The sequence below is a fragment of the Akkermansiaceae bacterium genome (assembly GCA_024233115.1).
Lineage (GTDB): Bacteria > Verrucomicrobiota > Verrucomicrobiia > Verrucomicrobiales > Akkermansiaceae > Oceaniferula.
This window is the reverse complement of sequence record JACKQB010000003.1, coordinates 168,895-181,690: the sequence shown is the minus strand read 5'-3', so window position 1 is coordinate 181,690 and position 12,796 is coordinate 168,895. Positions and strand designations below refer to the sequence as shown.

The 12,796-nt window shown below is 56.1% G+C and carries 7 protein-coding genes; 2 read left to right on the top strand and 5 right to left on the bottom strand.

The genetic code is table 11. From position 1 onward, the window contains the following. Window positions 1–55 precede the first annotated feature (55 nt). Entirely contained in the window at window positions 56–4,765 is a 4,710-nt protein-coding gene (gene gltB, locus H7A51_08705) for a glutamate synthase large subunit (GenBank protein MCP5536297.1), read from the bottom strand. A gap of 224 nt (window positions 4,766–4,989) precedes the next feature. After that, complete coding sequence (locus H7A51_08700) at window positions 4,990–5,487, bottom strand: hypothetical protein (protein MCP5536296.1); 498 nt, start codon at window positions 5,485–5,487, stop codon at window positions 4,990–4,992. Between the two features lie 173 nt (window positions 5,488–5,660). Here H7A51_08700 and H7A51_08695 point away from each other — a divergent pair, with 173 nt between their 5' ends. Further along, entirely contained in the window at window positions 5,661–7,127 is a 1,467-nt protein-coding gene (locus H7A51_08695) for an MATE family efflux transporter (protein ID MCP5536295.1), read from the top strand. 203 nt (window positions 7,128–7,330) lie between these two features. After that, window positions 7,331–9,172: a type IIA DNA topoisomerase subunit B gene (locus H7A51_08690; GenBank protein ID MCP5536294.1), complete on the top strand. Its 1,842-nt coding sequence runs from the start codon at window positions 7,331–7,333 to the stop codon at window positions 9,170–9,172. Between the two features lie 75 nt (window positions 9,173–9,247). Here the strand turns inward: H7A51_08690 and ilvN are convergent, their stop codons facing one another. From ilvN to tal, 3 genes are all read right to left on the bottom strand, one after another. Further along, window positions 9,248–9,787 carry an acetolactate synthase small subunit gene (gene ilvN, locus H7A51_08685; GenBank protein ID MCP5536293.1) on the bottom strand — a complete coding sequence of 180 codons (540 nt, stop codon included), beginning with the start codon at window positions 9,785–9,787 and terminating at the stop codon, window positions 9,248–9,250. A 54-nt stretch (window positions 9,788–9,841) separates the two neighbouring features. Continuing rightward, the gene (ilvB, locus tag H7A51_08680; protein ID MCP5536292.1) at window positions 9,842–11,569 is read right to left on the bottom strand and encodes a biosynthetic-type acetolactate synthase large subunit; all 1,728 of its coding nucleotides are present in this window, start codon (window positions 11,567–11,569) and stop codon (window positions 9,842–9,844) included. Window positions 11,570–11,711: 142 nt separating this feature from the next. Beyond that, complete coding sequence (gene tal / locus H7A51_08675; protein ID MCP5536291.1) at window positions 11,712–12,683, bottom strand: transaldolase; 972 nt, start codon at window positions 12,681–12,683, stop codon at window positions 11,712–11,714. Window positions 12,684–12,796: the final 113 nt, after the last annotated feature.

Genomic DNA, 12,796 nt, shown 5'->3' with positions numbered 1-12,796 from the left:
AAGGCGAAGCCGCCTTGTTGGTATTTGGAGTTTGGTATTTGGTGTTTAAGGGACGTTAGTTCCCCACCTTGGCATTTTCCTCGAAGGCGGCGAGGATGGCGGCGTCTCCTTCCAAGCCGCTTTGCTCGGCTTTCTTAACGGCATTGAGCACGCGCTCGTAGTCGGCTGGCAGGACCTTGAGGAACTTGGCGGATTCCTCCTCCCAGTTTTCCAGGATCTTGCTGCCCTTGACACTGCCGGTGTAATCGACGTGTTTCTGGATACGTGCTTTGACTTCCTCGATCTCACTGTTTTCGCATTCGATGAGTGGGTAGAGGTTGACCATGGCGCCGTTGAGTTTGGACTCGAAGTCGCCGTGTTCGTTGTAGACATAGCCAACACCACCACTCATACCGGCACCGAAGTTCCGGCCGGTGCCACCGAGGCAGGTGACGGAGCCGCCGGTCATGTATTCACAGGCGTGGTCGCCGACGCCCTCGATGACGGTGTGGACACCCGAGTTCCGGACGCAGAAACGTTCCCCGGCGACACCCGCGATATAGGCTTCGCCGGCCGTGGCACCGTAAAAGGCGACGTTGCCGACGATGATGTTTTGATCCGCAACCAGCTCAGGCGGTGAGCACTTGGGTGGGTAAACGATGATCTTGGCACCGCAAACCCCTTTGCCGATGTAGTCGTTGGCATCGCCCTCGAGTTCGAAGGTCATACCTTTGGGACAGAAAGCACCGAGGCTTTGTCCAGCGGAGCCATTGAACTTGAGGTGGATGGTGTCGGCAGGGAGACCGGCGGCACCGTGGTGACGGCTGATCTCGGCTCCCGTGATGGTCCCGACCACGCGGTTGACGTTTTCGATGGGGAGCTCGGCGTAGACTTTCTCGTAGTTCTCGATCGCTGGCTGGCAGAGGGCGAGCAGAGTTGTGTTGTCGAGTGCCTGGTCGAGCAGGTGGTCCTGTTGCTGGGTGGCGTAGGTTCCCACTTCAGGGCCGACTTTTGGACGGTAGAGGATTTTTGAGTAATCCAGGCCTTTGGCCTTCCAGTGATCGACAGCGTCACGCATCTCGAGCAGGTCGCAGCGGCCGACCATCTCGTTGATCGTGCGGAAACCGAGTTTTGCCATCAGCTCGCGGATTTCCACGGCGACGAAGTTCATGTAGTTGACCACATTCTCCACCGCGCCATCGAACTTCTTGCGGAGATCGACGTTCTGGGTGGCGATACCCACCGGGCAGGTGTTCTTGTGGCAGACACGCATCATGATACAGCCGAGTGTGACCAGGGGAGCGGTGGCGAAGCCAAACTCCTCGGCACCGAGCAACGCGCCGATAACGACATCCCGGCCGGTCTTGAGCTGACCGTCTGTTTCCAGGATCACGCGGCTACGGAGGTTGTTGAGCAGGAGGGTCTGGTTTGTTTCGGCAAGGCCAAGTTCCCATGGGGAGCCAGCGTGCTGGATCGATGAGCGTGGGCTGGCCCCCGTGCCACCATCGTGACCGGCAATCAGGATGACGTCGGCTTTTGCCTTCACCACGCCAGCGGCGATGGTTCCGACACCGACCTCTGAAACCAGCTTGACATTGATGCGGGCATCCGTGTTGGCGTTTTTCAGGTCGTGGATCAGCTCGGCCATGTCCTCAATCGAATAAATATCATGGTGAGGAGGAGGGGAGATGAGACCGACCCCTGGCGTGGTGCCGCGGCACTTGGCTATCTCGGGAAGCACCTTGTGGCCTGGCAGCTCTCCTCCTTCGCCGGGCTTGGCACCCTGGGAGATCTTGATCTGGATCTCGCGGGCGTTGACGAGGTAGTTGGAAGTAACTCCGAAGCGACCGCTGGCCACCTGCTTGATGGCACTTTTTTTCGAGTCGCCTTTTTCATTGGTCCAACGGAAGCGATAGGGATCCTCACCACCTTCACCGGTGTTTGATTTGCCGCCGAGGCGGTTCATTGCGACTGCCAGAGCCTCGTGAGCCTCTTTGGAAATAGAACCGTAGGACATGGCGCCGGTCTTGAAGCGTTTGACGATCGAGCTGACGGGTTCGACTTCCTCGATCGGGATTTCGTTGGCGGGATCGAACTTGAAATCCATCAGTCCACGCAGCGTGCACAGGCCCTTCGATTGATCATCGATGAGTTTTGAGTATTGGCGGAAGACCTCCATGTCGCCCAGCTTGGTCGACTGTTGAAGGAGGTGGATTGCCTGCGGGCCAAACAAGTGACGTTCGCCATCGGAGCGCCATTGATAGACGCCACCTGGATCAAGGGCTTCGTTTTCGGTTTCACGGGTCTTGTAGGCATCGTCGTGACGCATTTTCACTTCACGGGAAATGACATCCAGGCCAATGCCTTTGACGCGTGAGGTGGTGCGGGTGAAATACTGTTCGATGACCTCGCTGTTGAGACCGATACATTCAAAAATCTGGGCACCACGGTAACTGGCGACTGTGGAGATCCCCATTTTCGACATGGTTTTGATCACGCCTTTAATGGATGCCTTGAGATACTGCTTGACGGCGGTTTTATGATCCATTTCGAGCTCTCCGTCCTCGGTCATCTGGGCGAGGGTATCGATGGCCAGATACGGGTTGACCACATCCACGCCGTATCCTAACAGGACAGCGAAATGGTGGACCTCCCGTGGCTCGCCGGACTCGAGCACGATGGATACCTTGGTGCGCGTGCCTTGTCGGATCAGGTGGTGATGGAGACCCGCCACGGCCAGCAGAGCAGGAATGGGGGACTTGATATCGTTCATCCCCCGATCGGAAAGGATGAGGATGTTGTCGCCATGCCGGATCGCTGTATCGGCGGCTTTGAAAAGGTTATCGAGAGCTGTCTTCAACGCGTCTCCCGAGACCTGGTCGATATCGCCGTTCGGATCTGATACGTTGGGCTCGTCAGCATGACCGGGGAGCTGGGCGGCGGCCAGACCGGAGTCGATGGTTTCCGGGCGGTAGAGAATGGGCAGGGTTTCTGCCTGGAAACCGTCCAGGTCAACGTCCCGCAGGCGGGCCAGCTCCTCATTGTCAATGATGGGGCTTTCCAGTCGGATCATCCGGCAGTTTTCCGGTCCAGGATGGAGGATGTCGTTTTCGGAGCCGACAAAGGTCACACTGGAGGTGATCAGCTCTTCGCGAATCGGGTCGATGGCCGGGTTGGTCACCTGGGCGAAGAGTTGACGGAAGTAGTTGTAGAGCAGCTGTGGTTTGTCAGAGAGTACGGCGATGGGGGTATCGTTGCCCATGGCACCGAGCGGCTGGTTGCCGGTTTCCGCTGAGGGGGCAAGGATGAGTCGCTTGTCCTCGAAGGTGTAACCAAATGCGCGATTGCGCTGGATAAGGTCGTGGCCGGTGATGGTTGGCTTGGTTTCCCCTTTGGCGAGATCGGCAAAGAAGACGCGGTTTTTTTCAAGCCACTTGCCGTAGGGTTTTTCCTGGGCGATTTCTTCCTTCACCTCCGCGTCGCCGACGATGCGGCCTTTTTCGGTATCAACGAGGAACATGCGGCCTGGCTCGAGGCGGCCTTTTTTGACCACGGTAGCGGGGTCGACCTTCAGGACACCGACCTCGGAGGCCATGATGACCATATCGTCGTTAGTGACGTAGTAACGGGATGGGCGCAGACCATTGCGGTCGAGGACGGCACCGATCGAGATGCCATCGCAGAATGCAATCGAGGCGGGGCCGTCCCATGGCTCCATGAGCGTGGCATTATACTCGTAGAATGCCTTTTTGGTATCGCTCATGTGCTGGTGGTTTTCCCATGGCTCCGGGATCATCATCATGATGGCCTGGGGCAGGGAACGTCCTGAGAGCACGAGGAACTCGAGGCAGTTGTCAAACATGGCGGAGTCCGACCCGTCGTCGCGAATGATGGGTAGGAGTTTATCGAGGTCCTGGCCGAGAACCCCGCTGGAGAGCAGCTTCTGGCGTGCCTTCATCCAGTTGGAGTTGCCACGCATGGTATTGATTTCACCATTGTGGGACATGTAGCGGAATGGCTGGGCACGTGGCCAGCTCGGGAAGGTGTTGGTGCTGAAGCGTGAGTGGACCAAGGCCATGGCTGATTCCATTTCCTTGCACTGAAGGTCCGGGAAATAATCCCTGAGCTGCCAGGTGGTGAGCATTCCCTTGTAGACGATCGTGCGGGCGGAAAGGGAAACCGTGTAAAAATATTCGGCGCCACTGGTGGCGGTGTAGCGGATCGACTGGGAGGCCCGGCGGCGGATGACATAGAGCTTGCGCTCGAATTCCTGGTCGTCGGTGATCTCAGGATTCCTGCCGACAAAGATTTGTTTCATCTGGGGCTCGCACTCGCGGGCTGCCTTGCCGAGGATATCACTGGTCACCGGGACATCGCGCCAGCCAAGAACCGTCTGGCCTTCTTTGATGACGGCCCGTTCGTAAGATGCCATGGCTGCCTCTGCCTCCTCCGGGACCGGGGAGAGGTGGACGAAGCCAACCGCATACTGGCCTTGCTCCGGGAGGTCGATGCCAAGCGCCGGAGTCACCGATTTGAAGAACTTGTGGGGCAACTGGATAAAGAGGCCGGCGCCATCGCCAGTGGCTTCATCACAACCACAACCACCGCGGTGCTCCATACAGACGTTCATGTCGAGGGCGCCCTCGATGATGTCATGGGATTTCTTACCCTTGAGGTGGCAAAGGAAACCAACTCCGCAGGAGTCGTGTTCGTTCTGGGGGTCATAGAGTCCCTGTGCTGGGGGTAATCCGAGTGGCTGTTTCATGGTAATATTCTTCTCCGACATAAAATGGGTTGATTTGAGCTTATCTTCGCGATTGATTTCGTGGATATAGGCTGTTAGGGTGATCTTCGGGTGATTGGTGCGGGTTTCCTGACAACCTTCATCCCTTGGGCTGGAAATGTTGGCCGGATGTTACGCACATTGGAAGCTATTTTGCTTAGCCCGCGAGAAACTGGACTAAAACGGGCAATAAGTATAGAGGAAATACGCGTATGACACGCGGAAAGTTATCGGTTTGAAATGATAACTATCGCGGAAAATGCAATGGTGAGGAGGTAAATCAACAGCATAATCAGGATCACAATCGCCATATTTCTCCAGAAGGCCCGCTGATGCGCAATCGCTTGTTCGAGGTCCTCGATCCGGTGGCTGACTTCGAGCCGGGTGATGGATTTCTCATACTTCGATAACCAAAGCGACGGGATCACGAAGAGGATGGCGAGTATGAGGTAAAAGCTGCCCAGCAGCACAAGGTAACGGAATGAGAACCGGCCGAGCATGCCACGGAGGGTGAGGAAGGCAATCAGAACAAGGAAAAGCGAGGTGATGTAACCGGCGATACTGCAAAATTTCACCCACGGGCGCGTGCACCGGAGGTGTTCCACCACCACTGGCGGGGCGACGGCGGATTTTTCACCGTCGGGAGCTGTTTCCGGGTTGGGGAGGAGGACGGGATGTGGGTCGACCGATGGAGATTGGTATGGGTCGGGGGCATCGAAGCTCATGGCTGGCAGATTCTGGAGTAGCTGCCGGCAAGTTTGAAGATAAATTATCGAGAACGTGGGGATGACGGGATTTTGGCATTTCCATCCCGGGTAAAATGTCGATAGTCCGTTGCACGGTCTTCTGCTGTATAGAGTTGGTTGCGCCCAGGGCAGCTGGTGACTGTATTCGCGACATGGCCAACCCGAGAAACATGAGCAGCGATTATCAAAACAAAGGAGAGAGTCCTGATTCACCGCTTGCAGCAGCCGAACCGATGGAGCTCGGTGGTATGCTGGCAGGGATGTCGTTGTCCCGGCAGGTGATGGCGTTGGCATTGTGGCCGTTTTTACAGAACCTGATGGGCGTAGGGGTGGGTTTTGCGGATATGATGATCGCGGGCAGGATGGAAAAAGGAGAGTCGGCGGAGGCGATCATGGATATGATGGGGGCTTCGATGTATCTGATGTGGCTGCTGATGATTCTCCAGGGAGCCATGGCGACAGGTGCGATGGCACTGGTCTCGCGGTCCACGGGAGCGCGGGATATGAAGTCGGCGAACCTGGCCTTGGGGCAGTCGCTGCTCCTGGGGATCGCCTCGGGGGCTGTCAGCGGCGTGATGATCTGGGTGTCCGTGCCCTACATGGCCGGTTTTTTCAACCTCAGTGACATGGCGACGGGCTATGTGATGGATTACATGCGGGTGGCCGCCTTGTTAGCTCCTTTCAGCGGGATTCTCTTTGTGGCGAGTAGTTGCCTGCGTGGCTACGGCGATACCATGAAACCGTTTTTCGCGATGCTGGTCGTCAACGTCGTCAACGTCTGCCTGAGTATCTGGTTTGTCTATCAGCTGGACTGGGGCGTGGCGGGACTTGCCGCCGGGACGGTGATTGGCTGGGCGGCGGGAGCCGGCTTCATCCTCTGGTTCTTGCGCCCCAAGGGGCAAACCAGAACGCAGGCGACAAGCGAAGGGTCGCAACTTGTCCTCCACCTGCAGAATCTCCGCTACGACATCCCCATGCTGCGCCGAATCTGGCGGGTAAGCTGGCCGTCGATGATCGAAATCATCGGTATGTGGTCGGTCCACGCGATTGGTGTCTATTTTATCGGGTCGCTGAAAGCGGGCACGCTCGGAGCTCACGCGATGGTGGTCCGGCTGGAGTCGGTCAGCTTTATGCCGGGCTTTGCCATTGGGATGGCGGCGAGTACTTTGACGGGGCAGTACTTGGGAGCGGGGGATAGGGCCATGGCGAAAAAGGCGGTGCGCTTCTGCTGGATCGTTGCTGTGTTGTCGATGGGCAGTGCGGGTCTCTTGATTTCATTTTTCAACACCGAGTTTCTATCGATGTTCGGCATGTCCGGCACGGCCCAGTCCGATATGGCTGCTCCGGTGATCCGGTTTGTCGGCCTGTTCCAGGCACTGACGGCCACGATGATGGTGATGAAGATGTCAATGCGCGGGGCGGGTGCAACCCGGTTGGTCACCGTTTATTCCTTTGCCTCGATGTGGCTGATCCGTGTGGGCGGGCTTTGGTGTGCCATCCATTGGCTCGACATCGGCTTACTGGGTATCTGGCAAGTCATGCTGGTGGATGTGCTGGTTCAGGCGACGATCTTTGTCTGGCTGCACCTCAAGGGGGATTGGCTGAACACGGAGGTGTAGGGCTGTGCCAAGTCTCCAACTATCCGTTATATCTTATCAGGATAGATGCTATCAGGGTGATCTTCGCCGACCAAGAAGAAATTGCTCCGGCTTCTTGAAAATCACGGTTGCAATCTGTGGGCGATTAAGACATCTTAACTAAGTCATCGGGTTTCCCTATTCTTTGACTCCCCCCTTTTTTCCTCAAATTTTCCTCATCTACCATGGCAGCAGAATATACCGAAGCAGATATCAAATCCCTCGATTGGAAAGAACACATCCGCATGCGCCCAGGCATGTACATCGGCAAACTTGGCAATGGCACCAGCGCCGACGACGGTATTTATATTTTACTCAAGGAGGCGATGGACAACTCGGTCGATGAGTTCGTCATGGGTTATGGCACCGAGGTGCGCGTGGATATCGATGAGGATAGCCGGGTGGAAGTACGCGATTTTGGTCGTGGTATTCCGTTAGGAAAATTGATGGATTGTGCCGCGAAGATCAACACCGGTGCCAAGTACGATAGCGAGGCGTTCAAGAAATCGGTTGGTCTGAATGGGGTCGGGATCAAGGCCGTGAATGCTCTGTCCGAGTTCTTTGAAATCCAGGCGTGGCGCGACGGCGAGACCAAGGCGATTGAGTTCAGCAAGGGCGAGGTGGTCGAGGAGATGAAAAAGCCCCGCAAGGACCCGGGAGCCAATGGCACACGCCTCGCCTTCGATGTCGACCGCACTATTTTCCCGACAAAAACCTCTTATAAAGACAGGTATGTTGCAAAAATGTGCCGCTACTACTCCTACCTGAACCCAGGTTTGGCGATTGTTTTTAACGGTAAGAAATTCAAATCCAAGGACGGGTTGTTAGATCTGTTGAAGGAGGAGATGGAGGGGGAGGCCTTGTATGGGCCGATCCATCTTCGTGGGAATGATATCGAGATCGCCTTTACGCATTGTGCCGAGGGCAGCGAGGAATACTACGCCTTTGTCAACGGCCAGCACACAACCCAGGGAGGCACCCATTTGGCTGCTTTCCGGGGTGCGATTGTTGATGTCATCCGTGGCTTTTACAAGAAACAGTATAACCCTTCTGATATTCGCAACGGGTTGGAGGCTGCGGTTCTTGTTAGGATCGAGGAGCCTGTCTTCGAGAGCCAGACCAAGACCAAGCTGGGCAGCATGACCGTTTCCCCGCACGGCGAGACGATCAAAACGTTTATCACCAATTTCCTCAAGGAGCACCTCGATAACTACCTGCACAAACACCCGCAGGAAGCCGAAGCCTTACAAAAACGTATCCTGTCCTCCGAGCGCGAGCGCAAGGAACTCTCGGGGGTGAAGAAAATCGCCCGCGAACGGGCCCGCAAGGCGAAGGTGCATAACAAAAAACTGCGCGACTGCCGCGCCCATCTCGCCAGCAACCACAAGCGGGCCAAGGAGTCGACGGTGTTCATCACCGAGGGCGATTCGGCGAGTGGCTCCATCACCAAGAGCCGCGATGTCGAAACCCAGGCCGTGTTTTCGTTGCGCGGCAAACCACTGAACTCCTTTGGACTGAAACGTAATGTCGTCTACGAAAACGAGGAATTCAATTTGCTTCAGCACGCGCTCGATATTGAAGAGAGCCTGGAGACACTCCGCTACAACAAGGTGGTCATCGCCACCGATGCGGATGTCGATGGAATGCATATCCGGCTGCTGCTGCTGACCTTCTTCCTGCAATTCTTCCCCGAGCTTGTCAGGGAAGGTCACCTCTACATTCTCCAGACACCCCTGTTTCGTGTTAGGAATAAAAAAGAAACCATTTATTGCTACGACGAGGATGAACGTGTGAAAGCCATGAGCAAACTGGGCAAGGCCGCCGAGATCACCCGCTTCAAGGGGCTTGGCGAGATTTCACCTGATGAGTTCACCTTTATGATCGGCCCCGATATGCGACTTGACCCCGTCCGTATGGAGGAAGGCAAGGGCATCAAGGAGATGCTCGCCTTCTACATGGGTAAAAACACCCCGGACCGGCAGGAGTTCATCATCAAGAACCTCCGCTACGACATCGATGCCGCGTAGGAACCAATAGGGAGGGGCGACACTCTTGTCGCCATCAGCCCAAGAAAAAGATGGGGACAAGAGTGTCCCCACTCCCTAGGTGACTTTCTCACCGCGGGCCATGACGACCTTGCCGGTGCGGACGGTCTCAATGACCTCGAACTGGGAGAACATGGTCAGGGCGGCGTCGATCTTGGAGGTGTCGCCGTTGAGCATGGCGATCATTGACGTAGGTGTTAGGTCGACGGTTTTGCCGCCGTAGTGATCGATGATTTGCAGAGCCTCGGTGCGATCCTTTTTGTCGGCCAGGAATTTCACCAGCAACAGCTCCTTGTTCACAGAGTCCGAGCTGGTGTGTTCCACGCAGTGGATGACATCGATGAGTTTGCTTACCTGTAGAATGATTTGCTCAAGGCCGGCGGGATCGCCGCTGATACCGATGGTCATGCGGGAGAAATGCCGGTCGCGCCCCTGGGAGACGACCAGGGAATCGATGTTGTAGCCGCGTCGCGCGAAGACCTGGCAGATGCGCATCAGGACGCCTGCTTTGTTGTTTACGAAAACCGAGAGGGTGTGCACAGGTGTGGTATCAGCGTCTATGCTGGGAGAGCTGTCGGTGGTAGTGATTGTTTTCATGGTTGTGCTGGAAAATAGGTAATTGGAATGTGAGACCCGGAGTTTGACCGGCGCCTAGGTCGACCCCGTGGGTTTGGCTAACTGTCCCTTGGGTGGCTCGGTGAGCATGTCCTCCAAGGCTGCGCCAGCCGGGATCATCGGGAAAACGTTGTCGGTCTTGACACACTCGGCGTGGATCAGCACCGGGCCGTCCTTGATGGCGAAGGCCTTCTCCAGCTGTCGTTTGACATCGGCAGGCCGTTTGATGTTGAATGACGGGATACCATAGGCAGCCGCGAGCTTGCAGAAGTCCGGGTTGCCTTCGAGGTCGACCCCCGATTTGCGGTCGTCAAAAAACAGCTCCTGCCATTGGCGGACCATACCGAGGTAGTGGTTGTTGAGGATGACGATTTTCACCGGCAGCTTGTGCAGGGCTACGGTGGCGAGCTCGAACAAGGTCATCTGGAAACCTCCATCACCGGAGATGGAGATGATGGTCTGGTCGGGGCAGGCGAAGGCTGCGCCGATCGCGGCCGGGAAACCGAAGCCCATCGTGCCGGCACCTCCCGAGGAAATCCATTTCCAGGAGGCATTGGTCTTGTAAAACTGGGCGGCCCACATCTGGTGCTGGCCCACATCGGTGGAGACGATGGCATCACCGCCTGCAATCTGATAGAGTTCATCGATGACCTGCTGCATCCTGAGGCCTCCCTGCTTGCGGTAGGAGAGGGGGTATTTCTTTTTCCACCCATTGATCTCTTCGAGCCAGGGGTCGGTGTCGAGTCCCGAGATACGCTTGTTGATCTCGATCAGAGCCGTCTTGGCATCACCTACGATCTCGACATCCGGGCAGATCATCTTGTTCATCTCCGCAGGGTCGATATCGATGTGGATGATCTTGGCGTCCTTACAGAATTTGTCGGCCTGGCCGATAATGCGGTCGTCGAAGCGGGAACCGATGTTGATAATCAGATCGCAGCCGCACACCGCTTTGTTTGCATAGGCGGTGCCGTGCATCCCCAGCATGCCCAGGGACAACTCGTGTTCCTCGGGGAAAATCCCCTTGCCTAACAAAGTGCTGGTCACCGGGCACCGCAGGGTTTCCGCCAGTTCCCTGAGTTCGGCGGCGGCACCGGATATCATCGCTCCGTGTCCTGCTAAAATCAGTGGCTTCTGGGCTTTGTGGATCAGTTGGAGAGCTTCATCAATTTTATTGGAGTCCAGCTTGAACGCTGTATTGGGTTTATATCCCGGCAGGTCGAGTTCAGGGTCCAGGTCACCGGTGAAATCAGCTGAGCTGATGTCTTTGGGCAGGTCAATCAGGACCGGCCCGGGACGTCCGGTGGTGGCAATGTGATACGCTTCACGGGTGATACGCGGGATGTCATTGGTATCCTTGACCAGGTAGTTGTGTTTCACCACCGGCATGGTGATACCGAAGATGTCGGCCTCTTGGAAAGCGTCCTTGCCCAGCATCCAGGTGACTTGCTGGCCGGAGAGGATGATCATGGGCACCGAGTCCATCTGCGCGGTCATGATCCCGGTAATGGTATTGCCAGCGCCAGGGCCGGAGGTCACAAGTACCACGGCGGGTTTACCTGTGGCACGCGCGTAGCCGTCGGCCATGTGGCAGCAGCCTTGCTCGTGACGGGCGAGGACAAACTTGATGTTGTTCTTGACCGTTATCAGGGCATCAAAAATGGGGATGGCCGCGCCTCCGGAGTATCCGAAGATGTATTCGACGCCGAGGTCGTCGAGTGTCTTGATGAGAGCTTGTGCTCCGTCGATTTGCTGTGTGCTCATGCGAAAATTGGTGTTTCGGGGGTGAAATAGTATGAAAATGAATATTTGTAAAACGAAAACAGGCCGTTTTTGTGGAAAACGGCCTGTTTTATTGTGATTGGCGTGTCAAAAAACGACTTTAGGGGTTGAATTTATCCTGTTTTCAGATCATGGATGCAATGAGTTTCTCTAACTTCACGATATCAGCTGAAAAACTACGGATGCCCTGGGCTGTTTTTTCAGTGGCCATGGCGTCTTCATTGAACATGAAACGGAAGCCTTTTTCATCCAGGGAGATTTTTTCAAGGTCTGATTGCGCAGCGCGTTCAGGCGAGAGCTTGCAATCGAGCTCACCTGCTGTGTTCTTGAGCTCCTCGAGCAGTCCCGGGCTGATGGTCAGCAGATCGCAGCCGGTGAGGTGGGTGATCTGGCCGGTGTTGCGGAAGGAGGCACCCATGACTTCGGTTTTGTAGCCGAATTTTTTGTAGTAGTTGTAGATTTGCTGGACTGAGAGCACCCCGGGGTCCTCGGCACCTTGGTAGTCGATACCCGTTTCTTTTTTGTACCAGTCGTAAATACGGCCGACGAAGGGGGAGATCAGCTGCACGCCCGCCTCGGCGCACGCGACGGCCTGGGCAAAGGCGAACAAGAGTGTCAGGTTACAGTGGATGCCGTCCTTTTCCAGCTCCTCGGCGGCACGGATGCCTTCCCATGTGGAGGCGATCTTGATCAGGATGCGGTCGCGGCTGATGCCTTCTTTTTCATAGAGATCGATGAGATGGCGTGCCTTGGCCACCGTGCCGGCAGTGTCGAACGACAGGCGCGCGTCGACTTCCGTCGATACGCGGCCGGGCACGATTTTGAGGATTTCGACACCAAACAGGATCAGGATGCGGTCGATGATACTTTCGATGAGAGCCTCGCCGCTAAGGTCAGAATGGGCATGCTCGCTGATGGCCTGGTCGACCAGGGGTTTGTATTCGGGTTTGGAAGCGGCCTGCAGGATCAGGGATGGGTTGGTGGTGGCGTCCTGGGGTTTGTATTCCTCCATGGAGGCAAAATCACCTGTATCGGCGACGACGGTGGTATATTGCTTGAGTTGGTCGAGATGGTTGCTGTCACTGGTAGAGCTCATGATGGGTGGTTACATAAACTTTGCAGAGCAGCATGCAAGGAGGATGTTCGCAAATACCGCTGAAATATCAGGAAAGTGGGGCTGCGGGGGATATGATGGCTCAAAGATGATCG

Bases quoted from the DNA above. Each gene is read 5' to 3' on its own strand.
- gltB (MCP5536297.1), bottom strand. From the start codon at position 4,765: ATGTCGGAGAAGAATATTACCATGAAACAGCCACTCGGATTACCCCCA.
- H7A51_08700 (MCP5536296.1), bottom strand. From the start codon at position 5,487: ATGAGCTTCGATGCCCCCGACCCATACCAATCTCCATCGGTCGACCCA.
- H7A51_08695 (MCP5536295.1), top strand. From the start codon at position 5,661: ATGGCCAACCCGAGAAACATGAGCAGCGATTATCAAAACAAAGGAGAG.
- H7A51_08690 (MCP5536294.1), top strand. From the start codon at position 7,331: ATGGCAGCAGAATATACCGAAGCAGATATCAAATCCCTCGATTGGAAA.
- ilvN (MCP5536293.1), bottom strand. From the start codon at position 9,787: ATGAAAACAATCACTACCACCGACAGCTCTCCCAGCATAGACGCTGAT.
- ilvB (MCP5536292.1), bottom strand. From the start codon at position 11,569: ATGAGCACACAGCAAATCGACGGAGCACAAGCTCTCATCAAGACACTC.
- tal (MCP5536291.1), bottom strand. From the start codon at position 12,683: ATGAGCTCTACCAGTGACAGCAACCATCTCGACCAACTCAAGCAATAT.